Source organism: Proteus faecis, from assembly GCF_003144395.1.
Classification (GTDB): Bacteria; Pseudomonadota; Gammaproteobacteria; order Enterobacterales; family Enterobacteriaceae; genus Proteus; species Proteus faecis.
On the sequence record NZ_PENZ01000049.1, the window covers coordinates 21,573 to 45,976 of the forward strand.

Here is a 24,404-nt window from a genome sequence, read left to right on the forward strand (position 1 = left end):
TTCCTCTTTCAAAAAAGACTATTTATTCAGGGGATTGGGTGACAATCTGTGAATATGTTGTTTGATTGATGCGATGCATGACATTAATATCTTCAGGCATTTCTGAAGCATTACTCGTCTCAACAGCTAGTGATGAAAAAGCTGATGCATAGCGTAACGCATAAGAAAACTGCTTTCCTTTTGCCAACGAGGCAGCGAGCGCACCATTAAAAGCATCACCTGCCCCTGCTGTATTTTTTACAACTGCCGGATATGCTGGCGAATAAATATACTTATATCCGTCATAAGCTAACGAACCTTTACTACCCAGCGTAATAACCACTTTATTTACGCCTTGTTGATAAATAGAAACTGCAGCATTTTTTGCAGATTCTAAATCAAGTACTTCTATTCCAGATAATAAACTAGCTTCCGTTTCATTAGGTGTTAATACATCTATCATTGGAAGTAATTCATTAACTATTTTGTTATAAGGTGCTGGATTAAGAATAATAGGTATATTATTTTCGTTTCCAATAGCAATAATTTCTTTTAATGCTTCAATATTCGTTTCTAATTGAAGTAAAATTATATCTGCATCAATAATTTTATCTTTTTGTATTTTGACTTCATCAGCAGAAATATCCATATTAGAACCAGAGTAAATAGAGATAATATTTTCTCCACTCTCTTCCGAAACAAAAATAGATGCAGTTCCTGTTTGATAATTTTCAGTTTGATATATCGTTGATGTTTTTATTCTTGATGACGATATAAAATTAACTGCATAATCACTAAATTGATCAGTACCTATCTTCGTTATAAAATGCACCTGTGCATCAGCATAACTCGCTGCCAATGCTTGATTACAACCTTTACCTCCTGGTGAAAAGATAAATTTATTCGATAATAAGGATTCCCCGGCTTCTGGCAGTCTAGGAAGATAACTAATCATATCAACATTAAATGAACCCAGTACGCACACCTTATTTATTGCTGTTTTATTTGCTAAATCGTTTTTATCAATTTGATCATTACATTCTAGAAATTGTATAATTTCTTTCTTAGCTACTTTGTCTAATGTTTCAAATTCTATAAAAGCGCCTCCATGGCATCTTTTTATAATTCCTTTTTCTGCGAGTGTATTTAAATCTGATCGTATTGTTTCTTTGGTAACATCAAGTTCTTTAGCCAAAACAGAAACTTTTACTGCACCATGACCTTTGATCAGATTAATTATTTTTTTATGACGTTCTGCTTTCATTTAATGTTACCTCTATGGCAACAACTTTAGTTTATTAGTTGTTATGGGATTGTGATTACAATCATATGTTATTTATTAAAAGCAAAAAAAAGCAGAAATACAAAAATAAAAAAACAAAAAAAGCAGAAATAAACAATGATAACAGTAAGATTATTTAATAAATAAATTTAAGATTTATTTCTTTTTTAGAAAAGGAGGAATCAACTTATAACGCCATTTCAACTTATTTACCATAAGTAAATTTAATATTACTTTTTATTTACACTCGATAAATAATATTAAAAGATGAAATTTAAAAATAGAATTCGCTTTTATAAATAAGGAATTATAAAAAAACACTTTATATTCCTATAAAGTATTAGTAATAATGCTTAAATAAAATACAATCGAATTGAATCGAGTAATGCATTAATTATTTTTATCGCCGTCGATTTCTAAAACACATTTATCATAAAGAATTTTTGATCATTAAAGACCAAAGAGAACGATACCCTTTTAACAAAGAACATAAATTACTTAAGTAATGCAAAAGCAATGCTTAAAACACACTCAATTCTCATCTTTCATTTTTGTGATCTAAATAACATTTATGTTAGATAAAAATGTCATCATCTTGTCTATTTAGTTCACCAATGAGTCAATCTTTGAGTTCATATTGTAAATCAATAAAGTTTTTTATCTATTTTCCATACTCTCTATAAATAGCATTTGTTTTTTTAATTACTCTATTCATAGCAATTATATCTAGAACAAGGATAAAAGCAGATAATAATACCAATAAATATAGATCACTTGATATTTTAAACCCTTTATTTTTGTCAAAAAGTCTTTTTATACGAAACATTTAGACATACTTCTTTCCTCGCACTTTTCCCATTTTATACTTAAATTTATTCATACCGTCAGACATAACATAAATTACTGACAAAAAGCACAACGTACAATAAGGATATATCAATGAAAATAAAATCACTTATCGCAATCTCATTACTAAGCGCTAGTTTTTCTCTTTTTGCTGCAGAGAGTTCATCAACTACTACTAATATTCAAACTCAAGGTGTTATTCAGGCTCAAAAAGAACTTAACGACTATGAAAAAGTCATGATAGAAAAAGTTTGGATAACAACTGATGCTATCGATGAAAAAGGAAATAAAACATCTCCAGATAATGCCCAAGTTAGCAACTATTTTGGACTTGCAGAATACTACCCTAATGGCACATTTATTATGTTTACGCCAGAAGGAAAACAAAAGATGCAAGGTGACTGGTCAATGTCAGACGATGGTAAAATACGTACCTTAGTTGCCAAAGATACTGAAGGTAAAACGCTATTTACCCGAGATGTAGAAAATATCACAGTTAAAAATGATGAGTATACCTATCGTATTTATCCAAATGCTGATGATCGTAATGTCTATTTCGATATTATCCATCACGTTAAAAAGTAAATTTAATACGTTGTTTTACCTGTAAATTAGTCCTATCCAATAAATAAAAAAGGGTTACTTATTTTTATAAGTAACCCTCATTTTATTTTATAACCGGATTATCATTTCACCGAATTTAATCAAATAATTAAAATATGGTCTGAGATTGACCTTCAATCCAATAAATCACTTTATGCGCTTCTTCTGGTGTTGGTACTTCCAATTTACTCAACATGCGTTCCATTACTTTAGCTGGCACAGCTTCGTTTCTTGCATTATTTTGCCTCTGCCATTGCACATAAGGGACTTCAATATAAATCAATGTCACTTTTGCATTATAGCGATAAAATAAAGAGATAAGTTGATCTCGCATTTTTCTTGTAATATTGGTGGCATTCCAAACAAAAGGTTTATGCTCTCGTAAATAAATACGAGCTTGTTCTTTTGCTTGCTGTGCTATCCAACCATTAGCATCTCTGTTATCAGGTTTAATATTATGTTGGCGACGGAGATCATCTAAACTCACAATCGGAAAGTCTGCACAATGTTGGCGAATAAAAGTATCTTTTCCCATACCAGGTAATCCACATAACACGGTCACTTCACTTCCTTTTTCAGGATAAGGCTCATAATTACAATCTGTACTATTTTCTGTATAAAAATAGTGAAAACGAGCATCACTTGATGGAAATGGAGCAGCCCTACGCCAACAATTTAACTCTTCACAATAAAGTGTAAATAACGCGATTTTATCAAAAAGAGCGGGTTTATCTTCACAATCTCGCCCTAAAACATCTGCTTTAGCCAATAATGCCAACAAATAGCAATCTACTCTCAGTGATGCAGCAAGCAAGGCTTTTTTAGGATCAGGTTTATCCATCACCCACAACGGTAAACCGTGAAAACGAACTAAAGCTGCTATTTGCTCTCTATCAGCAAAGCTTAAAGGTACTTTTTTATACAGAAAAAGACGTGCTGTTAATTCACCTTTACGCGCATGACCTGGTGAAACGATACGTCCCTCCTCTTCCCGAGTTGTAGAGCGTTTTTCTACATCATGAAGTAGTGCCGAGATCCATAAAATTTGCTGTTCTCTTTCAGTTAACATTGTATATTCTGGCAATGATTTAACTGAATTGATTACTCTTTGTGTATGTATCGCCACATCGCCTTCTGCATGATGAATTGGATCTTGCATAACACCAGCCATATCATTTATTTCATCATACAGTTCACAAAGGTGTTCCCATGACATTTCAGTATGTAGTTTCTTATGAAGCATCATTGAGACTCCTGTGTTTTTTCCCAAATTAAAGGGGCTCGTCGCCAATTTTTTTTCCAATGAACATCTGTTTTAACATGGTCTTTTCTAACATATTTAAAAACACGATGTGAAAAATCCTCTAACGAAAATGACTGTGCATCTCGTGTAACAATACCTTCCATTGGACTTGGTTTTTGCGTTAAAACATCATGCGATTGAAAAAAACTTGCCTGTTTGGCTTGTGAAACAATCATTTTTTCAAAATCGGTTTTATCCTGACACTTAGGCAGTTTAATTTCTGGTACAGTGGGAAGATCAAACAAAGAAGCATAAAACTGTACTTCTTCCCAACTTAGCCATTTATCTTTATAACGAACTGCAAATACATAAAAATATTCTTCTAAGTGTGCATATTCAATAGAATGAATGGCATATAGATTCTCACCGAAAATATCTAATTCACCTAAATCATTTTTCATCATTTGCCAACGTTGGCGTAATTGAGATGTCCATGCTGATTGTGTTGGGGTTGCATGCGAGCGTGCAAAAACCCCCATTTTATTTAGGCAATTATTTTCTCCATCTAGTTTTTCTGTATGGATAAGTTGTTTTATTTGACAAATATCCTGCCACCATTGCGCATTTATACGATCGTCATTTGTTGTGCCAGGTGAAAAAGGATAGTGATAGGTTCTATCATATTTTTGTGATTGATTATTCATTATTTAATACTCATTAAGTAACAGAATCTCTACCAAATTTTAAAATAAACTCGGTACGTTAATTTTTCTGTATTTGCACGATTCCTTCAGTGCCTTAATGCGTATTACATAATAACAACCTACAATAAAGAGAAGTGAAAAATAAATAAGTGGCTATATTAACCATAAGATTAGTAGAGTGCTAGATAAATAATCCTTTTTATCTCTTATATTACTTTTTGCTTAATTTTCAAATCGAATATCGGAGGAAGTATGTACAACGATCTTCAAGGAAAAGTCGCAGTCGTTACAGGATCATCAAGAGGAATTGGTGCTGCTGTTGTGTCACGATTAGTCGCTGAAGGAATGAATGTCGTGATTAACTATCATTCTGATAAAAAAGAGGCTCAATGCCTTGCCGATGATTTAAATAAATTAAATTTAGGTAAAGCCATTATTTTTGGGGGTGATATTAGCAACGAAGATGTTGCTCATAATTTTATTTATTGTGCCATCAACCATTTTGGCAAGCTCGACCTTCTTATTAATAATGCTGGTATTGAAACACAAACACCTTCTCATGCCGTTGATTTAGCTGATTGGCGTAAAATTATAGATGTGAATTTAACTAGTTACTTTCTTACCGCCCGCTCCGCGTTAAGATATTTTGTAGAAAATAAAATTCAAGGCAATATCATTAATATGTCTTCAGTTCATGAAATTATCCCTTGGCCCACGTTTGCAAGTTACGCAGCAAGTAAAGGTGGAGTAAGAATGCTGACTCAATCTCTCGCTCTTGAATATGCAAGTAAGGGTATTAGAATTAATTCAATTGGGCCTGGAGCAATAAATACCCCAATCAACCAAGAAAAAATGCAAGATGATACGCTTCGTGAAGAATTAGAAGAGATGATCCCCATGAAATATGCTGCTGAGCCAGAAGTCGTTGCCAATGTAGCCGCTTGGTTAGCATCTGAACAATCAACCTATATCACCGGACAAACTATTTTTATTGATGGAGGGATGACACTTTATTCCTCTTTTCAATCTGGTAAAGGTTAATTGACAATAAAGTTCCCACTTTCTTTATTACTAGAAAGTGGGATACATCATTAATTATTCTCGTTCTAAATATAAGGTTTTTTACCTAAAATTATCTAATTAACAAACATTATTTAAATTAATATTTCATAGAGAATATTAATTTAAATAATACTAATAACAACATTACAACAAGTAAGCAGAGCAAAAAACAATTCTATTTGTTTTCACAATATATCATAGCGTATTATTGTCTGATATTTAGGTCATTCGCCTATAACACATTGCAAAAAAATACAAACAAACACTAGAAAAATTGTGATCACATACACTTTTTTGCATCATTAATGCTATTTAAGACAAATAGAAACTGCTTTTTTATCAGCAAATAGGTAATCTAGCGGTCTGATTTTGATGACCAAACATGAATAGTTAAAAGGATATTTTATGTTTACTTCACAGCTCATGCTGGTCGGTTATGTATTGTTGGTAAGTCCTTGTGGAAATGATTCTTGTGATGCCGTTCCTGTTACAGAAACAATTTATACTAAAGATGAATGCACAACGCGACTTAACTACTTAAAACACAAAAGACCTGACCTTATTATTTTCTGTGGAGAAGTCTTGAGAGATCCTGAAGTTACTGATGAAAACCCTTATCTTACCCCACCAGATAGTGCTGACGACGTTTTCAAAATTAAGTAATTAATCTATTCTTCATTTTAAGCTTAAGATAAAATACAATTTAATTTGTTTTCTTTTTACGATATACTCTTTGTACTTGAATATGTAAGGACACGTATTAGGAGTCACTAATGTCTATTGCGAAACGTACCAAAGATAAACGCATTGCGTTAGGTTTAACACAATCAGAACTTGCCACTTTAGCAAGTACGACACAGCAATCCATAGAGCAACTAGAAAGCGGTAAAACTAAACGTCCCCGTTTTTTACCTGAATTAGCAAAAGCATTAGATTGTGATTTAGCTTGGCTACTTGAAGGTGAAGAAAAAACCAATGCAACTTCAGAAATTCCACCAGAGAATGAATGGCAACCTGTGAGTGAATGGGACAGTAATACCCCTTTAGGTGCTGATGAAGTAGAAATTCCCTATTTTAAAAGTATTGAACTCGCAGCAGGTGACGGTTGTTGTACTAACGAAGATCATAATGGATATAAATTAAGATTTTCAAAAAGTACATTACGCCGTTATGGCGCATCATCTCAGAACGTAATTTGTTTTTCTGTTTATGGCGACAGTATGTCACCTGTTATTCCAAATGGCTCAACAGTTACTGTCGATACGGGCAACACACGTATTGTTGATGGTGGTATTTATGCGATCGAACAAGATGCCTTGTTTAGAATAAAACTGCTCTATCGCCAACCGGGCGGTAAATTGATTATACGTAGCTATAATAAAGACGAATTTCCTGATGAATCAGCGGAAACAAATTCTGTAAAAATTATGGGCCGTATTATCCATTGGTCAGTAATGGCTTGGTAATCAATAATTTCATAGCATAGAATTCTCAGTCACAACTTGTCCTTTAGACAATAAAACCGTTTTATCTGCTAGCGCTTTTATTTCACGAGGCTCATGAGTAACCATGATCATCGTTATCTCCTTAGATTTTAAGGAATCAATTAAATCCCAAAGTTGATAACGTGTTTCCCAATCCAAACTTGAAAAAGGTTCATCCAGTAGTAAAAGTTTGGGTTGGCTAATAAGCGCTCTTGCCAATGCGACGCGTTGTTGCTCCCCTCCTGATATTTGATAAGGATAACGTGTAGCAAGATGTGCAATTCCCATTTGCTCTAATATCGCTTTTTCTCTCTCTTTACTTCTTTTCTGTTTTGCACCATATTGTGCTAACCATAAATTTTGTGTCACTGTCATAAACGGAAATAAATAAAGCCGTTGATTTAAATATCGGCAAGAGCGTAACCATACTGGTTGTTTATTTATATTTTTATCTGCAAGGTAGATATCACCAGAGTATAAAGTATATCCAGCAATTGCATTTAAAAGCGTTGTTTTACCACTTCCGGATGTACCACTTATTCCTAAACATGTTCCTTTTTCTACCTCCAACGAAACATTTTTTAATATACCCGTTGTTAATGAACGAATTTCTAGCATGATCTTTTCCTTTCTCGCTGTAAACGATGTAAGGCAAATAATAAAGTAATCGCGATAGCAATAAGAACAAGTGCACAGCCTATTGCCAGAGTGAAGTCTCCACTAGCGATATTTAAATAAATTGCCATAGGCAACGTTTCGGTTTTTAGCCTTGTTGCACCCGCTAACATTAACGTAGCGCCAAATTCACCTAAAGCTCTAGAAAATGCAATAATGCTTCCGCTCATTAGCGCCGACCAGCAAAGTGGTATTTCAATCAAGAAAAATGTTTTTGTTGGTGTTAATCCTAAATTTTGTGCAGTTTGAATATAAGCAGGATCAACCGACTTAAAAGCAGAAAGGCTATTTCTCATAATTATCGCGCTAGCGACATAAGTTTGAGCAATAATAATACCCAATGGTGAAAAAAGAGAGCGAGATAACTCAGGAAAAATACCCGTTAAAGGCCCCTGATTTCCTAACAATAATAATAGTCCGATACCAATAACTAATGGAGGAGTCACCAAAGGCAAATCTAATAACGAATCAATGAATCGATGCCCTTTAAAAGGAATTCTTGCCATTGCCCATGCGGCAGGTACACCTAAGATAATTGCTAAACATAAAGACGTTAGCGCTGTACTAAGTGACATACCAATAGCAAAATGGAATTCAGGATCAATAATAACTTGCCTCAATTCAACATAAGAAAGTTGACATATCAGCGCAATTAGCGAGCCTAAGATCAGAAATAGCAATAAAAAAAGTGGAATTAATGCCCATCGAAACACGTTATTTCCTTTTTTTAAGATAATATTTATTTTGCTATAATAATGAAAAAAGCCACCAGTGAGTTGGTGGCAAAAAAACACAATTTATGTGAGAAAAAATTTATGGTTTCGAAATTACAGGAAGAAAACCATAATCAGTAAAAGCCTTTATCCCTTCAGCTCGAGTAAAATAATCAGCAAGTAATTGTGCTTCTTCTGGATTGACTGATGTTTTTAAAACAGCAAGTGTTGCCACTTCTTCTGGGCTACCTTCGGGAACTGGAAGTAAAACAAGTTTATCTTGATTTTTCATTGCATCTGCATATCCAACAATGGCAGCATCCACTTCCCCATTTAATAAATACATAAGCAATTGTTTAATAGTTGCTGTACGTACAACAACTTTATCACGTAATTTATCGCCTTGGCCTGATGCATCAATAAGTTGTTCGCCACTTTTTCCTAATGCGATAGCTTTAGCATCCCCCATTCCTAGTTTTAATGAACTATTCGCAAGATCTTCTAGCGTTTTAATATTACCCACTTTATCTTTACGCACAGCAATAACTGGAATATGGCGAACAATAGAATACTGATTAACAACTTGGCCTTCTTTATCTAACTTTTCAACATAATCTTGTGACCCAGGAAAGAATAAATCTCCCTGCTTAGTTAAATTAAAGCGTGTTAATATTTGGCCTGAGCCACCATATTCAATAGTGACTTTATTTCCTGTCTCTTTTTCAAACACATCCACAACCTGCTCTACGGGTTGCTTTAATCCAGCCCCTGCATAAAGATGAAGCTCGGCTGCAAATGTATTATGGCAAATTAATCCTAATGCTAATCCTAGACTAGCAAGCAATTGGCGTTTCATAAAAGTGGTGATCCCAATCATCGCTATATAATTTTTTATATAATGAATGATATAAGTGTTTAAGGCAAGGGAGTCATATTAAAAAAGATAAAAATGTTAACAACTTATCATTTTTATCTTTTTCTTAAAGCTTACACATAAAGAAAAAGGCTGCTCAAAATAAATGCTTATTATCAGGGATAAGCAGATCTTAAATAGTCACACTTGCCCACAAATCCTCGCATTCACGAGGATTTTATTATTAGTTATCTAGCTCTAATAATGCCAGCGCTGTCACTTCATCAATCACAATATCAGTGGCATAACCTCCTTTTATCGCCCCTATTGTTGCTTGAATATTTTCCACACCACCAGCAATAAAAAGTCGCTGTGTTATTTGTCTTAACTGAGCAAGGCTTATTCCCATTATTCTAAGATCAATATCAGAAACTAAAGGATTACCTTGCGCATCATAAAAACGGCCACAAATTACACCAACAGCACCTAAATCACGATATTGAGCCATCTCACTGCTCGTTAAAACCCCCGTTGTTACCAAAGGATTATCATCAAATGTATTACCCACAACAAAAAGGGCTTTATTACACTGATTTAGCGCTGAAAAACTGCGCCTAATAATAGGCTCAGCTTGAAGTTCCATTGCTAGACGCGCACTAGAAACTACCGCAGGTACATGCAAATTAATACTGCACCCTGACAACTTGTTTGCAATTAACGCGGCTGCTTCTGTTGTTTTAAAATCTGGCTGTGGTGCTACGGCACCTATCATTTGTAGTACTGTGATATTTTTTAATGACTTGGGTGAAAGATAATTACCCAATTTATAAATTGTTCGTCCCCAAGCAACACCTAAAATATCATCATCATTAATTATCTGAGAAAGATACATTGCTCCTGCTTTTGCTAATCTTTCTCTGTTCATATTTAAAGTATGTTGCGACTTATTCTTTTCTTCATCAGGTAAAATAAGCACATTATTAAGATCGAATTTTGCTTTTATTCTGATGGCATAATCAATCGTAGAAAATACTGATGAATCCAAGTTAATATTTACGAATCCTTTTTCTCTAGCTAAATGCAAATATTTCACGACAGTAACACGAGAAACACCCATAATATTTGCAACTTCACTTTGGCTGAGTCCGTCCTGATAGTAAAGCCACGCTGCATAGAGAACGGGATCATTATCAAATAAACTCGCGTTTTTTAGCGAATTATTATCCATTTTAAACCCCACAAATTTTTATAAATCTTATGACTAATTAGTTTATTTTATATTAGAGATATTATTGAAGATAAAATGCCTTTGGCCAAATTAAGCCTATAACACAAATAGATAGATTTCATTAATCTGCTAATAATATCGGCACCCTGATATTTTTCTTTACTACAAGAACCTTATAATACGTAAAATGCCCTTAATAATGCCGTAAACAGCTCGTATCGAGAAAGTTTTTTTTGAAAATACTGTTTTATTTCGCTAAAAATAAAAATATTAGATTTAAGTTTTAAAAAGTTTTATTTTGATAAAATTAAAATCACCAAGCCTTATTGCTACTATGAAAAATCAAGTTAATTTTAAAAGGAAAAACAATGATAATTGCATACTCAACAGCACCAAATGAAACAATCGCTAATGAAATTGCTCATTACCTCATCAATGAAAAACTTGCTGCTTGTGTAAACTTAATACCTCAAGTTAAATCTATTTATCATTGGGACAATAAAATTATTGAAGATAATGAAGTACTTATGATGATAAAGTCCGAAAAAAGCAAACAGCAAAACTTAATTGATGCTCTTGTCGAAATACATCCCTATGAGACTCCTGAAGTGATTATAATACCGATTGAAAATGGTTTTAAAGGTTATCTTAATTGGATCCATACCTCTTTAAATTAAAATAACGTAAATTTTTAGCGATATCTCGTTTCTAATATTTTTTCAAAAAAATGATAATTAATTGTAATTTGAAACAGCTTATTTTATCTCAATTATGAGACAAATAACTTATTGTTAATATTAAAGTAAATTTATTATTTTTAATATGACAAATATTTAAAATACACCTAATAAGTGTAAATAGTTTAATTTTAACTAAATACAATTTAGATAGTTAATTAAATTTTAAATAGAAAAATATTTATTTTATTAGTCTTGTTATATTTTAAAATATAGAGACTAAATAGCCTTTAATGCTAAACTAATAAGATTACCAGCATCTTATCCTTTTTATTTTCTGTTATAATGAATAGGCTTTCTCTAAATTACATGCAAAAAGGAGTGAGTTGTGAAAACAAACAGAGTCGCAAGACGTATTTTAGGTTTACCTTATAATTTAAGTCGGTCTAAAAGGAAAGTGCGTTTTTCCATTATTGCCGCTACAAACGCTGAAAATGTACCAGCAGAGTTAAAAAATACAGCTAAAATCTGTTTAAAACAAGATTTCAGAAAAAATGCAGAGCACAAACGTATATATATGAAGTTAACAGATGCTTACCCAGAGTACCTTGCAACTAATTAATATTTTTATACGTTAACGCTATTTAATAAATATTTTCATATTTTGTTCGTATATTTAAAATATTAAAAATAGCATATCCCTTACATTACGTAAGGGATATTAATTTCTAGTTAGTTTATTTTCCTACTATTTATAAAGCTCTTTTCTCATATTTATAAGAGCAAGTTCCGCACTTGAAGGTTCAATTTCATCAGGCAATAAGCTTAGCTGAAATGCACTCTTAATAGCCTTAATAAGAATTTCACTACGCTCTAATAATTCATCATAACTAAACTGTCCTGCTTTAATTGCTAATAATTCATCTCTATTATCACACCAAACCTTCACTTTCCCTTCTTGTGCTATCCCTAGTGCGATATAAAGTAATCTAAAAGTATGCATCATATTCTTACTATCGTAACTTCTTCCATGCCCGATGTTTTGTTGATAACGAGCATCATTACGTTGCTCAACCCATTGCCAATATTCATGATATTGTTTGCGATATGCGCTATAACCTTCTTTATTAAAACTAAGATAACCTTCTAGTTTTGCTGTTTTAGAAATACTACTTAGCAATACATCATTAGCATTCTCTTTTTTTATTATTCCTTGATAAGGCGCTTTATCATCATAATAAATTGCATAAATATCTTGAGCATGGGGAAGTTTTGTTAACCCAATATGCTCTTGTTTCCAATGTCGATTTTCTAGCCACGTATTGATTAATATTGTTTTCCCATTTTCAATTACATAACAAAAATCGAGGATCGTTTTTAATTTTTTTTCAACCGGATTTACTATTTTTTGTTTAGTCCTTGAGCTTTCTTAATTTGTCCTTGAGCATAGTGCACAAATGTTTGAACGCAAGTTTTAGACAAAAACCATTCTGGTTTTATCAATGACATTAAAGGGTGTCGATAAATAACCATATGTTCAGGTGAATTCAACAGCTCTAAAATATTAGGGTTAGATGCACACAATAGTTCTATAAATCTTCCAAGTTCGTAATAGACTATATCATTAGTTTCATTACTTACTTGGAGTGTGTATTCCAATCCATAAAAAAGATCTTTAGGGAGATAAAATACACCTTTAATATCTGTATCCGATGTTTCCGTTGCAAGATTATGTGAACGACTTCCAGCAATACTTTCAAATAAAAGGTAAGGTTTTATATCTTCAATAGTCAGTTTCATCTAATTTTTCCCTAAACCAATTATTTAAAATTTCATTATCTGGTACTGTTCTTTTAGCTAATTGGACATTTGTCTCTTGCCATAAAAAAATCACCAGATGTTGCATCGCCACTGTTGGAACCCAAGTAAAATGCTCATCTTTATCTGATTTAAATTCTACTAATTCGTGGATAACATTTTGTTCTTCAACAGATAAGATTTTTATCAATTTATTTAGCTCCATGGGTGGGATATCACCTGTTTTTACTGTCCAATAAGCCGACAGCAGAGAGCGTAATAGATAGAACCATTTTTTTAATTTTATAGGTTTTTCATCGGCTTCATTTTTTGTTTTATCTTCCGGAAAATAGCCACTCACAACTTTAGCTATCCCTCTATAATGATGCACAATGACTTTTGGCTGGTAATAGAGTGTTGCCAGTTCAAACAACTCTTTTTGAACATTAGGATATTGTTGATAAACTATTGGCGATTGAAGCCATTCTAATAATATACAGTTCGATTTTCGCAATAGATGTAGTGCTTTGGTAATATCCCAAGCGCCTACATCAAACCAACTATTTTCTATCCATTCGAAGGTTTCTTTTGGCTTATCTATAGAAAGATAAGCATTGCGAGGACGTATAAAAATACCTCGTACATCATAATCACTATCTGTTGAAGCAAATCCCCAGGCTCGACTACCACTTTCTGCAACATAAAGTAATTTAACTTGATGCTCTTGCTCTATTTGTGGGAGTTTTTTTAATATCTCATTATGCATGATCTCCTTATCTCCTATTTTCTTAATTTGTAAGATCTCTTAGTAAGAATAATAAAGGTCTATTCATTACGATAGAACAACTTATTCTAAATTACCGTTAAGCGAATAAATATCAATTCAAAAATTTATTGAGTTTATTATTTATAAAAATAAGCCTATCGCTAATAAATAGAAATAGACAAAAAAGCCACCAGTAACATACTGATGGCTCTTGGTTTTTTAACCTTTATCAACTATTGCTGATAAACGTTATTTTATTCCCACTCAATAGTTGCTGGTGGTTTACCGCTAATATCATAAACGACGCGGGAGATGCCACTAACTTCATTAATAATGCGGTTAGAAACACGGCCTAAGAAGTCATAAGGTAAGTGAGCCCAATGCGCTGTCATAAAGTCCACAGTTTCAACGGCACGTAATGAAACAACCCAGTCATATTTACGACCATCGCCCATAACGCCTACTGAACGTACAGGTAAGAACACAGTAAATGCTTGGCTTACTTTGTTATATAGGTCAGCTTTATGCAATTCTTCAATAAAAATAGCATCAGCACGACGTAATAAATCACAGTACTCTTTCTTGATCTCACCTAATACACGAACCCCTAAACCAGGTCCTGGGAATGGGTGACGATAAAGCATATCGTATGGTAAACCTAACTCTAGACCAATCTTACGTACTTCGTCTTTAAACAGCTCTTTTAATGGCTCAACTAAGCCCAACTTCATATCTTCTGGTAAACCACCCACGTTGTGATGCGATTTAATCACATGAGCTTTACCCGTTGCTGATGCGGCTGATTCAATCACATCAGGATAGATAGTACCTTGTGCTAACCATTTAACTTGTGGCTGTTTAACGGCTTCTTCATCAAAGATTTCAATGAATGTATGACCAATGATTTTGCGTTTTTTCTCAGGATCGTTTTCGCCTTTTAACGCAGTTAAGAAACGATTTTCTGCTTCAACATGGATAATATTTAGGTCAAATTTACCTTTAAACATTTCCATAACTTGTTCTGCTTCATTCAGACGCAATAAACCGTTATCAACAAACACACATGTTAAACGCTTACCAATTGCACGGTTTAACAGTAATGCAGTCACTGAAGAATCAACACCACCTGATAACGCTAAAATAACGTGATCATCACCAATTTGCTCTTTTAAACGAGCAACGGTATCTTCAATAATTGCGGCAGAAGTCCACAGAGCATCACAGCCACAAATATCTAAAACGAAACGTTTTAAAATCGCTAAGCCTTGATGAGTATGTGTAACTTCTGGATGGAATTGAACACCATAAAAGCGTTTTTCTTCATTGGCCATAATAGCAAATGGGCAAGTTTCGGTGCTAGCTACTGTCACAAAGTCTGATGGAATAGCAGTAACTTTGTCACCGTGGCTCATCCACACATCTAATAATGGTTTGCCATCTTCGCTAACTGAATCTTGAATATCATTGAACAGTGCACAAGTTTCACGAATTTCAACTTGTGAATAACCAAATTCACGCTCACCAGAAACTTCGACGTCGCCACCTAATTGCATCGACATCGTTTGCATACCATAACAAATTCCTAATACAGGAACGCCTGCATTAAAGACATACTCGGGTGCTCGAGGACTATTGTCTTCTGTAGTACTTTCAGGGCCACCAGACAGAATAATACCATTAGGATTAAATTCACGAATTTGTTCTTCTGTAACATCCCATGCCCAGAGTTCACAATAAACGCCGATTTCACGGATACGACGAGCAATAAGCTGCGTATATTGTGAACCGAAATCAAGGATAAGAATGCGATGATTATGGATATTTGCTGTCATTTGTGGTGAATTCCAAAACAGATAAAGTCATAAAGTTGAAAGGCTTGCTAATTTATAATTAAAACAAGGTAATAACTAAAACAAGCCTTTCTCGGGATAAATTACATGCCTAAACGATAGTTAGGTGATTCTTTCGTGATAGTCACATCATGAACATGGCTTTCTTGAATACCAGCACCACTGATACGGACAAATTCAGCTTTGGTATTCAACTCTTTAATTGTTGCGCAGCCTGTTAAGCCCATGCATGAACGTAAACCACCCATTTGTTGGTGAACGATAGTTTTCAATAAACCTTTATAAGCAACACGGCCTTCGATACCTTCTGGTACTAATTTGTCTGCTGCATTATCAGTTTGGAAGTAACGATCTGATGAACCTTTAGACATTGCACCTAATGAACCCATGCCACGATAGGATTTATAAGAACGGCCTTGGAACAGTTCGATTTCGCCCGGAGATTCTTCAGTACCTGCAAACATTGAACCAACCATAACACAAGCCGCGCCTGCTGCTAATGCTTTTGCAATATCACCAGAGAAACGAATACCACCATCTGCAATAACAGGAATATTGCGATCTTTCAGTGCTTCTACTGCATCTGCAATAGCGGTAATTTGCGGTACACCAACGCCTGTTACGATACGTGTTGTACAAATTGATCCTGGGCCAATACCTACTTTAACTGCGCTTACACCAGCATCAGCTAATGCTAAAGCACCTTCTGCGGTTGCAACATTACCACCAATAATAGGTAAGTTAGGATATAAAGCACGAGTATCACGAATACGTTGTAATACACCTTCAGAATGACCGTGAGAAGAGTCAATCAGTAAAACATCTACGCCAGCTGCGACTAATGCTGCCACGCGCTCTTCATTACCTGCACCCGCACCAACAGCTGCACCTACACGTAAACGACCGTGTTCGTCTTTACAAGCATTAGGTTTACGTTCTGCTTTTTTGAAATCTTTTACTGTGATCATACCTTTCAGGTGGAAGTGATTATCAACCACTAACGCTTTTTCTACACGTTTTTCATGCATTTTTTGCATAACGATATCGCGTGCTTCACCTTCTTGTACTGTCACTAAACGTTCTTTAGGTGTCATTACCGCAGTAACGGGTTGGTCTAAATCAGTAACAAAACGAACATCACGGCCAGTAATAATACCAACTAATTCGTTATCATTAGTCACAACAGGATAACCCGCAAAGCCATTGCGTTCAGTCATTGCTTGAACTTCACGTAAAGAAGTTTCCGGTGTTACGGTGATAGGATCAGTGACAACACCACTTTCATGTTTTTTCACGCGACGAACTTCTTCAGCTTGGCGTTCGATAGACATGTTTTTGTGGATAAAACCAATTCCACCTTCTTGAGCTAATGCAATAGCTAAAGGGGCTTCAGTCACAGTGTCCATTGCAGCAGAAAGCATAGGAACATTTAGGCGGATTGTTTCAGTCAGTTGAGTAGATAAGTCGGCAGTATTAGGAAGAACAGTGGAGTGTGCAGGAACTAACAAAACATCATCAAATGTAAGTGCTTCTTTTTTAATTCGTAACATAGCAATATCTCACCAAGGCGGCTTTTAGGAAATAGAAAATATTGCCGCGGCATTATACACACCGAAATCGGTTGCTTCTAGCTTTTTTTCAAAAATTTTATTGACCCTACCACTAACTTAGGTAGTATCAATCAATTAAGTCTTTGTTTTAAAATTTGATCTGGCTCACATGACACTACCGATAAACAATAATATTTTTACTGTTAGCCGTCTAAATAAGACCGTTCGCCAGTTATTAGAAATGGAAATGGGTCGCATTTGGATCAGTGCTGAAATTTCCAATTTTACTCAGCCCTCTTCTGGTCACTGGTATTTTACGTTAAAGGATACTAATGCCCAAATTAGAGCAGCGATGTTTCGTGGGCAAAATACTAAAGTAACTTTTCGCCCTCAGCATGGTCAGCAAGTCTTAGTTCGCGCAACAATTACCTTGTATGAACCACGAGGCGATTACCAATTGATTGTTGAAAGTATGCAACCAGCTGGTGACGGACTTCTACAACAACAATTTGAACTATTAAAACAAAAACTCAGTGCAGAAGGATTATTTGATGCCATTTACAAAAAACCGCTGCCATCACCAGCAAAACAAATCGGGGTCATCACATCTTCAACGGGTGCAGCATTACACGATATTTTAAATATTCTTCGCCGTCGTGATCCTTCATTACCTGTGCTTATCTACCCTACTGCTGTTCAAGGTATTGAAGCGCCTATGCAGATTGTTCATGCCATCGAACTTGCTAATCGCCGTAAAGAGTGTGATGTTTTAATTGTTGGCCGTGGTGGTGGTTCATTAGAAGATCTCTGGGCGTTTAATGATGAACGTGTTGCTCGTGCTATTTTTGCCAGTGAAATTCCAATTGTGAGTGCAGTTGGTCATGAAACCGATGTGACCATTGCTGATTTTATTGCCGACCTTAGAGCACCAACCCCCTCTGCTGCGGCAGAACTCATTAGTCGTAACAAACTTGAGCTATTGCGCCAATTACAATCGCAGCAACAACGCCTCGAAATGGCAATGGATTACTATTTAGCGAAAAAACTTCGTGCAATAACACAGCTCCATCATCGTTTGCAGCAACAGCATCCTCATTTACGCCTTGCTCGTCAGCAAAATGTATTAGCTTCCACACAACAACGTTTAGTTTCTAGTTTTCAACGACTATTTCAAACCAAGCAACATCAACAAATACAACTACAAAAACGCCTTAACTACCAAGAACCTAGCTCCCAAATTCAGGCATTACTTCGTCAACAACAACTGTTGATTTACCGTATGCGAGAAAGTATTTCACAACAGTTATCTCGTCAACGTGAACAGTTTGCAATTAGCTGTTCTCGATTAGAAAGTGTGAGCCCTCTCGCAACACTTTCTCGCGGTTACAGTATTAGTGAAACAGTGTCTGGAGAGGTGCTGAAAAATACTAAACAAGTAAAAGTGGGTGATCCACTAAAAACCCGTGTTGAAGATGGCTGGATCACTAGTGAAGTAGTTAAAACACAAAAAATAAGAACAAAACGTAAAACAACCACTAAAAGTGATAATTAACCTTCATTGCTGATTTAATTTCATACAAAAGAAAGACGGCATCAAAATCATATTTGATGCCGTCTTTTATTATTTATCTATTCAGATGGTATTTTTAGATAATTATCATTGAATACTAAAAACGCACTTCTCCTGCAAACAAATAACTTCTACCGCGAGCGGTCTGTGTGTTAGCCCCCGGATCTTGCATAATTGGTGATGAATTACTTCTATCAAGTGCATTAGAATAATTTTTATTCATTAAATTATGCACAGCAAATTTCAATGAGACATTTTTATTAATTTGATAATTACTGTAAACGTCAATTATCGTTGGGATTTTTTCTTGCTCTACCATAGGTACTATACCTAAATCGTAGTCTATTCCTTCCGGTGCAGATTTACGTGATTTACCTGTTATTTGGATCACTGTGCCTAATTCTAATGACCGGTCATCAAAGAAGCGAACACCAGTATCAATAGTGGCATAATATTTAGGAAGTTCTGAAGCCGGAGTTTGTCCAAAATCTAAGCTCGCAATTGATGTGGGTTGTGAAGTGCGTTGATCACTATAGGAAAGGTTAGCGTAAAATATCCCTGCATCATAATTAGCTTGTAACTCATAACCACGCAAAGTCACAGGATCGATACTGTTAGTATGAAGATGAATATTACCATCATTTTCCATATTGACGTAGTCATCCAATGTTAGTGAATCATCCGCTCTACAACGGATCCCTCCTTTACACACGATAAAAGATTCACTAGAAATATAATTTTTGATCTTGGTGTGATACCACAATCCTTTAAATCGTAAGCTATCCCCTTCAATAATTAAATCAGGACGATAACTATTAAATCCAAGTTGGAATGTATCAGCCTTTTCACTCTTTAAATATGGGTTCATTGACGCACCACCTTCATTGGCAAAGAAGATCTCTTGTGAAGTTGGCGCCCTCATAGTGTAAGCATAACTTGCAAAAGGCTGAAATTCAGGAATAATTTCAGCTGCAATTAGCATTCCCGGCTCCCAATTTCTATCATGGCGATTAAGATCCATTGCACCTTCAGGGAAGCACGCATCACGGCTAGCACACGCCGGTTTATGTCCTTTTATATTGTAATCCACATAATTTAAATTGAGATCTAACGTATAAATGTCATATTCAAATTTCATTTGTGAAAAGAAGCTGGTTAAATTATTTTTCCCTTTAGGTGCAAACGCGTTATTTTCAACCATATTGTTTGCTTGCCAAGCATCTGTCGATGGGGCAATAACGCTACGTTTATATTCTGTAAACATTAACTTTGAACCTAATGTAAATGCCATATCTAATTCACCATAATTAAAACGACTAGTATTTTTAGCCACTAATGAATCAGAGATATTTTCCGCATTTGCATTACGCAAGCTCATTAAAGAATCACCTTCAAATTTTTGAGATGCTTGGCTGTGACTTAAGCGAATTTCACTATCAAAAAGGTCATTTAATGGCGTATAGCGATATTTTGCATAATAATCTTTGGCATCAATTTTACGCCTATTAAAATTATTATTATAAAATCGACCACTTAATTCTAATTCATGAGAGTCATTAGGTTTAATATTAATTTTCGCCAATTCTGAATGTGGTTTTTGATTAAAGTGTTTATTAGTGGCAAATTCTTCACTATTAAATCCTGCACCATTCTTATAAGACGATTCTATTTTATGTCCACTTAAAGCAAGCATTGCGCCAACTGAACCATCATCATTAAATAGGGAACGTTGCCCAGCAAAAGCAACCATACCGTTATAACCTAGACCATTCGTACCACCAGCAGCTTTACTTCTTACTCCCCATGAATTACCTTTAAATAAAACATCTTCTACACCAATAGTTTTAAAGTTAGCGCTACCTGCCAAGGCATTGATGCTATTTTCACCATCTTGTTGGCCTCGCGAAATATCCACTTGAACAATAAAGTTTGGGTCAAGCATGCTATTAAATTGGTTATATGGTTGGCCGCCATGGCTAATTTGACTAGGTGATGTGCTATATGTTGTTTGTGTGACACCATCCACCATCATATTCACACGCCCAAAACCACTAAGCCCGCGAATATTGACACTAACGCCCGGTTGACTTACATCCATTTGAGTATACGTTCCTGGCGTTGAACGTAATGCTTGTTCTACAGATTCAAGATTATTAATTTCACCAATAGCGCTATAAGCCCCCGGTTTTCCTAATGCTTTTTGTTCTGGTGTTTCTTTTTGTGCTGATGAAACTTTTAAGCTACTAAATTGAACTGCTTTATCTGTTTCAGATGCGATGACAAAATGATTAACACCCGAAAATAAAATAAGAGTGCTAAGTATTTTCCTTGTAACTTTCATAATAAACCTATTCTTTATTTTTATTTAAATAGGCTCACGTTGCTTTATATAAATATAAAGTGATTAAACTAGAAAATATTATTATTGTTATATTCGTTTTAAATAATAGCACTGTCCCTCTTAAAGAGAGACAGGCTAAATTATTAAACTAATTTATTATACCAATTATTCTATTTTATATTTTGAGTTTTAAAATAGACTTCAGGCTGTTCTAACATCAGAATAAAGGCATATTCTTTCGCTGTATCACGTAAGCGATTAAAACGTCCTGATTTGCCACCATGCCCTGCACTCATATTAGCATCAAGCAATAGTAGGTTATTATCTGTTTTTAATTCACGTAATTTAGCAACCCATTTTGCAGGCTCCCAATATTGTACTTGTGAGTCATGCAACCCTGTTGTGACTAATAAATGAGGATAGTCCTTAGCAACCACATTATCGTATGGGCTATACGATTTTAAGCGGAAATAAACTTCTTTATCCGCAGGATCCCCCCACTCTTCATATTCCCCTGTTGTTAAAGGAATTGAAGCATCGAGCATTGTTGTCACAACGTCCACGAATGGAACTTGAGATACCACACCACGGTATAATTCTGGTGCCATATTCACAACGGCGCCCATTAATAATCCGCCTGCACTGCCTCCCATTGCATAAACATGTTTAGGTGCTCCATAACCTTTGGCAATTAGGTATTTAGTGGCATCAATAAAGTCAGTAAAAGTATTAACTTTATGTTCCATTTTACCTTGGTTATACCAACGCTTACCTAATTCACCACCACCACGCACATGCACAATCGCATAAACAAAGCCTCTGTCTAACAAACTTAAACGAGGTGAGCTAAATGAAGGATCAATGCTACTACCGTAAGAGCCATAGCCATAAATTAAGATAGGGTTTTCACCTTTCTTAAATAAATCTTTGCGATAAACCAATGATACAGGAACTTCAACACCATCTTGTGCTTTTACCCAAATACGCTCACTTTCATACAGATCGCGTTCAAAGCCTTTTACTTCTTGTTGTTTAAGTAACTGCTTTTGATGCGTTTGCATATTCCATTGATAAGTTGAAGACGGCGTTGTCATAGAAGTATAACCAAAGCGAAGCTCTTCGCTATCTGCTTGCGGGTTAAATCCTAGCCATGCCATATAAACAGGATCGTCAAACGTAACATAAGTTGATTGACCTGTTTTCCAATCAATCTGGCGTAATGACACGAGACCTTGTTTTCTTTCTTCAACAACCAACCAGCGATTAAAGAGATCAAAACCTTCTAAATCGACATCTTTTTGTGGTGCAATAACGGTTTCCCAAGGCTTATCGATTGACGCGGTTTTATAAAGGCCAAATAGTTCACTCTCATGATTCGAACGAATATAGAATTCGCCATTGAAATGATCGATATCATATTCACGCCCTTCTTGACGTGCAGAGAAAACAACCATCGGTTTTTCTGGCGCATTTGCGTCAATTAAACGTGATTCTGAGGTTGTTGAACTTTCAATAGAGACCAGAATGTAATCTTCAGATTTACTTTTACCCATCCATGTATAAAAGCGATCATCGTTTTCTTCGAAGATTTTGACATCTTGTTTACGATCAGTGCCATATTGATGGCGATAGATTTGATAAGGCAGTAGCGTTTGCGGATCTTTATCAACATAAAATAGTGTTTTGCTATCATTTGCCCATACTAAGTTTGCTGAGATATTGGTTAACACATTCTCTTTCCATGCATTATCCGATAAATCTTTATAGGCAACATTATAGTTTCTACGCCCTTCTTTATCTTCAGCAATAGCAATACGTTTGTTATCTGGGCTAATTGTCAGATCACCTAATTGATAGAATTCGTGCCCTTTAGCACGTTCGTTTCCATCAACGAGAACCTCCCATTCACCTTCACTATTTACTGGTTTACGCTGATAAATAGGGAAATCTTTACCTTCTTGATAAATAGTACGATACGTATATCCGTTATAAATATAAGGCACTGATTCATCGTTTTGAGCCATACGGCTTACCATCTCATTGAAGAGTGTTTCCTCAAGGGCGTTACCTTCTTTCATCACTGATTCAGTATAAGCATTTTCTGCATTCAGATAATCGAGCACTTTGGGATCTTTACGTGAATCATCTCGTAACCAATAATAATTGTCGGTACGCGTATCTCCATGCGCTGTCATCACGTGAGGTATTTTATTCGCTTTTGGTGGCATCACTAGGGAGTCCTTCTGATTTTGAGCCAATGCAGGTGTTGCTGAAATTAACAATGCCATGATCGCACTCGTTAATTTTAACGTCATCCGTTTTTTTGTTGCGATTAACATAATGTTTATTTCCTTTTAACCTGTCGTTAGAACATTAGTGTAGAAAACTCAATTGGCATTTCAACCATTATTTTACCTTTCGACAATAACTCAAGAGGCGGTATAGGCAAGGGTTCAGCACGTTTGAGTACTCTTTGTGCTTCTCTGTCTAAAGAACGCACGCCACTACTGAGAATTAATTCACTCGATATAACATAACCTTGTTCATCAACAATAAAGCGCACTTTAGAGATACCTGTTCTACCTTTGTTTTTTGCTTCTTCAGGATAGTCTTTATAGCGATTAAGGTGCCCTTTTGTTTTAGATTGCCATAATGCTAACGCGCTTTCTGAACTATCTGAATCGCTGTCATAATTTGCACTAACATCATTAGATTGCTGTTTCGCCGCAGAGCGACTACTTGAAGGTGCTGATTGGCTAGACACATCTTCACTAACAGTAGGTGCTGGTTTTACAGGCGAAGTAACAGGTATCGTTTTAGCTGTCTGCTCAATATTGACTCTTTTTTTTGGCTTTTCGAACAAAATATCAGCATTTTCATTCACAACCAGATCGGGTTGTTTTTCAGCAATATCTTGCTCTACCTTTTTTTGGCTTGCCACTGCCAGTTGTTGATCAACGCCTATAACCTGTGTTTCATCGCTGATCGCTTGTACGTTTTCACTTAAGCTCATCATTACAGCTAATTCGGGCTCTTGTATAAATACCGCCTTCTCTTTATTGAAATAAAAATAAGCTATGACAAAAACAGCATGTACACCGATAGCTAAAATCAATGCCTTAAAACTATAAAGCTGAAATTTTGGCATTTGATCCATACAAGATGAAATAATCATATTCGT

General features: G+C 35.2%; 22 protein-coding genes. 7 read left to right on the top strand and 15 right to left on the bottom strand.

The features are described 5' to 3' along the window. Positions 1 to 22 precede the first annotated feature (22 nt). Complete coding sequence (locus tag DK858_RS16810) at positions 23 to 1,243, bottom strand: PfkB family carbohydrate kinase (RefSeq protein ID WP_109398383.1); 1,221 nt, start codon at positions 1,241 to 1,243, stop codon at positions 23 to 25. 957 nt (positions 1,244 to 2,200) lie between these two features. Between DK858_RS16810 and DK858_RS16815 the strand changes: the two genes are divergently transcribed. Then, positions 2,201 to 2,692, top strand: coding sequence for a DUF4822 domain-containing protein (locus DK858_RS16815; RefSeq protein WP_109398384.1), 492 nt, complete (start codon positions 2,201 to 2,203; stop codon positions 2,690 to 2,692). Between the two features lie 127 nt (positions 2,693 to 2,819). On the opposite strand, the gene DK858_RS16820 is transcribed toward DK858_RS16815, so the two are convergent. After that, positions 2,820 to 3,956 (bottom strand): AAA family ATPase, encoded by a 1,137-nt coding sequence (locus DK858_RS16820; RefSeq protein WP_109398385.1) that lies wholly within the window; start codon positions 3,954 to 3,956, stop codon positions 2,820 to 2,822. Beyond that, positions 3,953 to 4,657 carry an RNA ligase family protein gene (locus tag DK858_RS16825; protein ID WP_109398386.1) on the bottom strand — a complete coding sequence of 235 codons (705 nt, stop codon included), beginning with the start codon at positions 4,655 to 4,657 and terminating at the stop codon, positions 3,953 to 3,955. The genes DK858_RS16820 and DK858_RS16825 overlap by 4 nt, the downstream gene beginning before the upstream one ends. A gap of 252 nt (positions 4,658 to 4,909) precedes the next feature. On the opposite strand from DK858_RS16825, the gene DK858_RS16830 reads away from it, so the two are divergent. The 3 genes from DK858_RS16830 to DK858_RS16840 all read left to right on the top strand — a co-directional run bounded on the left by DK858_RS16830 (position 4,910) and on the right by DK858_RS16840 (position 7,185). Next, positions 4,910 to 5,698 (top strand): glucose 1-dehydrogenase, encoded by a 789-nt coding sequence (locus DK858_RS16830; RefSeq protein ID WP_109398387.1) that lies wholly within the window; start codon positions 4,910 to 4,912, stop codon positions 5,696 to 5,698. 426 nt (positions 5,699 to 6,124) lie between these two features. Continuing rightward, positions 6,125 to 6,382: a hypothetical protein gene (locus tag DK858_RS16835; RefSeq protein WP_109398388.1), complete on the top strand. Its 258-nt coding sequence runs from the start codon at positions 6,125 to 6,127 to the stop codon at positions 6,380 to 6,382. Positions 6,383 to 6,492: 110 nt separating this feature from the next. Then, positions 6,493 to 7,185, top strand: a complete 693-nt coding sequence (locus tag DK858_RS16840; RefSeq protein WP_109398389.1) for an XRE family transcriptional regulator — start codon at positions 6,493 to 6,495, stop codon at positions 7,183 to 7,185. A 9-nt stretch (positions 7,186 to 7,194) separates the two neighbouring features. Here DK858_RS16840 and DK858_RS16845 read toward each other — a convergent pair whose 3' ends face one another. The 4 genes from DK858_RS16845 to DK858_RS16860 form a co-directional block, all read right to left on the bottom strand. Further along, positions 7,195 to 7,821: an ABC transporter ATP-binding protein gene (locus DK858_RS16845; RefSeq protein ID WP_109398390.1), complete on the bottom strand. Its 627-nt coding sequence runs from the start codon at positions 7,819 to 7,821 to the stop codon at positions 7,195 to 7,197. Next, complete coding sequence (locus tag DK858_RS16850; RefSeq protein ID WP_109398391.1) at positions 7,815 to 8,591, bottom strand: ABC transporter permease; 777 nt, start codon at positions 8,589 to 8,591, stop codon at positions 7,815 to 7,817. The genes DK858_RS16845 and DK858_RS16850 overlap by 7 nt, the downstream gene beginning before the upstream one ends. Positions 8,592 to 8,691: 100 nt before the next feature. Continuing rightward, positions 8,692 to 9,447 (bottom strand): molybdate ABC transporter substrate-binding protein, encoded by a 756-nt coding sequence (modA, locus tag DK858_RS16855; protein WP_109398392.1) that lies wholly within the window; start codon positions 9,445 to 9,447, stop codon positions 8,692 to 8,694. Positions 9,448 to 9,688: 241 nt separating this feature from the next. Next, the gene (locus DK858_RS16860; protein WP_109398393.1) at positions 9,689 to 10,672 is read right to left on the bottom strand and encodes a sugar-binding transcriptional regulator; all 984 of its coding nucleotides are present in this window, start codon (positions 10,670 to 10,672) and stop codon (positions 9,689 to 9,691) included. Positions 10,673 to 11,040: 368 nt separating this feature from the next. Between DK858_RS16860 and cutA the strand changes: the two genes are divergently transcribed. Beyond that, positions 11,041 to 11,349, top strand: coding sequence for a divalent-cation tolerance protein CutA (gene cutA / locus DK858_RS16865; protein ID WP_109398394.1), 309 nt, complete (start codon positions 11,041 to 11,043; stop codon positions 11,347 to 11,349). Between the two features lie 388 nt (positions 11,350 to 11,737). After that, positions 11,738 to 11,971: a stationary-phase-induced ribosome-associated protein gene (sra, locus tag DK858_RS16870; RefSeq protein ID WP_109398395.1), complete on the top strand. Its 234-nt coding sequence runs from the start codon at positions 11,738 to 11,740 to the stop codon at positions 11,969 to 11,971. Between the two features lie 126 nt (positions 11,972 to 12,097). Here sra and DK858_RS18390 read toward each other — a convergent pair whose 3' ends face one another. The 5 genes from DK858_RS18390 to guaB form a co-directional block, all read right to left on the bottom strand. Then, positions 12,098 to 12,529, bottom strand: a complete 432-nt coding sequence (locus DK858_RS18390) for a hypothetical protein (protein ID WP_228407356.1) — start codon at positions 12,527 to 12,529, stop codon at positions 12,098 to 12,100. A 221-nt stretch (positions 12,530 to 12,750) separates the two neighbouring features. Then, on the bottom strand, positions 12,751 to 13,149 hold the full coding sequence (locus tag DK858_RS18395) for a DNA polymerase beta superfamily protein (protein ID WP_228407357.1): 399 nt from the start codon (positions 13,147 to 13,149) through the stop codon (positions 12,751 to 12,753). Continuing rightward, a complete protein-coding gene (locus DK858_RS16880; RefSeq protein ID WP_109398396.1) occupies positions 13,133 to 13,912 on the bottom strand; it encodes a nucleotidyltransferase domain-containing protein in 780 nt (259 codons plus the stop codon). Before DK858_RS16880 ends, DK858_RS18395 begins: the two co-directional genes overlap by 17 nt. 254 nt (positions 13,913 to 14,166) lie before the next feature. Beyond that, complete coding sequence (guaA, locus tag DK858_RS16885; protein ID WP_023581924.1) at positions 14,167 to 15,744, bottom strand: glutamine-hydrolyzing GMP synthase; 1,578 nt, start codon at positions 15,742 to 15,744, stop codon at positions 14,167 to 14,169. A 101-nt stretch (positions 15,745 to 15,845) separates the two neighbouring features. After that, the gene (guaB, locus tag DK858_RS16890; protein ID WP_109398397.1) at positions 15,846 to 17,312 is read right to left on the bottom strand and encodes an IMP dehydrogenase; all 1,467 of its coding nucleotides are present in this window, start codon (positions 17,310 to 17,312) and stop codon (positions 15,846 to 15,848) included. A gap of 169 nt (positions 17,313 to 17,481) precedes the next feature. Between guaB and xseA the strand changes: the two genes are divergently transcribed. Beyond that, positions 17,482 to 18,864 carry an exodeoxyribonuclease VII large subunit gene (gene xseA / locus DK858_RS16895; RefSeq protein ID WP_109398398.1) on the top strand — a complete coding sequence of 461 codons (1,383 nt, stop codon included), beginning with the start codon at positions 17,482 to 17,484 and terminating at the stop codon, positions 18,862 to 18,864. Between the two features lie 115 nt (positions 18,865 to 18,979). Here xseA and DK858_RS16900 read toward each other — a convergent pair whose 3' ends face one another. The 3 genes from DK858_RS16900 to DK858_RS16910 form a co-directional block, all read right to left on the bottom strand. Further along, complete coding sequence (locus tag DK858_RS16900) at positions 18,980 to 21,223, bottom strand: TonB-dependent receptor (RefSeq protein WP_109398399.1); 2,244 nt, start codon at positions 21,221 to 21,223, stop codon at positions 18,980 to 18,982. A gap of 170 nt (positions 21,224 to 21,393) precedes the next feature. Next, on the bottom strand, positions 21,394 to 23,562 hold the full coding sequence (locus tag DK858_RS16905) for a S9 family peptidase (RefSeq protein WP_109398400.1): 2,169 nt from the start codon (positions 23,560 to 23,562) through the stop codon (positions 21,394 to 21,396). Between the two features lie 26 nt (positions 23,563 to 23,588). After that, complete coding sequence (locus tag DK858_RS16910) at positions 23,589 to 24,371, bottom strand: energy transducer TonB (RefSeq protein ID WP_228407359.1); 783 nt, start codon at positions 24,369 to 24,371, stop codon at positions 23,589 to 23,591. Positions 24,372 to 24,404: the final 33 nt, after the last annotated feature.

Bases quoted from the DNA above. Each gene is read 5' to 3' on its own strand.
- DK858_RS16830 (WP_109398387.1), top strand. From the start codon at position 4,910: ATGTACAACGATCTTCAAGGAAAAGTCGCAGTCGTTACAGGATCATCA.
- DK858_RS16840 (WP_109398389.1), top strand. From the start codon at position 6,493: ATGTCTATTGCGAAACGTACCAAAGATAAACGCATTGCGTTAGGTTTA.
- DK858_RS16845 (WP_109398390.1), bottom strand. From the start codon at position 7,821: ATGCTAGAAATTCGTTCATTAACAACGGGTATATTAAAAAATGTTTCG.
- DK858_RS16835 (WP_109398388.1), top strand. From the start codon at position 6,125: ATGTTTACTTCACAGCTCATGCTGGTCGGTTATGTATTGTTGGTAAGT.
- DK858_RS16820 (WP_109398385.1), bottom strand. From the start codon at position 3,956: ATGATGCTTCATAAGAAACTACATACTGAAATGTCATGGGAACACCTT.
- cutA (WP_109398394.1), top strand. From the start codon at position 11,041: ATGATAATTGCATACTCAACAGCACCAAATGAAACAATCGCTAATGAA.
- DK858_RS16815 (WP_109398384.1), top strand. From the start codon at position 2,201: ATGAAAATAAAATCACTTATCGCAATCTCATTACTAAGCGCTAGTTTT.
- DK858_RS16825 (WP_109398386.1), bottom strand. From the start codon at position 4,657: ATGAATAATCAATCACAAAAATATGATAGAACCTATCACTATCCTTTT.
- DK858_RS16860 (WP_109398393.1), bottom strand. From the start codon at position 10,672: ATGGATAATAATTCGCTAAAAAACGCGAGTTTATTTGATAATGATCCC.
- DK858_RS16880 (WP_109398396.1), bottom strand. From the start codon at position 13,912: ATGCATAATGAGATATTAAAAAAACTCCCACAAATAGAGCAAGAGCAT.
- modA (WP_109398392.1), bottom strand. From the start codon at position 9,447: ATGAAACGCCAATTGCTTGCTAGTCTAGGATTAGCATTAGGATTAATT.
- DK858_RS16810 (WP_109398383.1), bottom strand. From the start codon at position 1,243: ATGAAAGCAGAACGTCATAAAAAAATAATTAATCTGATCAAAGGTCAT.
- xseA (WP_109398398.1), top strand. From the start codon at position 17,482: ATGACACTACCGATAAACAATAATATTTTTACTGTTAGCCGTCTAAAT.
- guaB (WP_109398397.1), bottom strand. From the start codon at position 17,312: ATGTTACGAATTAAAAAAGAAGCACTTACATTTGATGATGTTTTGTTA.
- DK858_RS16905 (WP_109398400.1), bottom strand. From the start codon at position 23,562: ATGTTAATCGCAACAAAAAAACGGATGACGTTAAAATTAACGAGTGCG.
- DK858_RS18395 (WP_228407357.1), bottom strand. From the start codon at position 13,149: ATGAAACTGACTATTGAAGATATAAAACCTTACCTTTTATTTGAAAGT.
- guaA (WP_023581924.1), bottom strand. From the start codon at position 15,744: ATGACAGCAAATATCCATAATCATCGCATTCTTATCCTTGATTTCGGT.
- DK858_RS16900 (WP_109398399.1), bottom strand. From the start codon at position 21,223: ATGAAAGTTACAAGGAAAATACTTAGCACTCTTATTTTATTTTCGGGT.
- DK858_RS16910 (WP_228407359.1), bottom strand. From the start codon at position 24,371: ATGCCAAAATTTCAGCTTTATAGTTTTAAGGCATTGATTTTAGCTATC.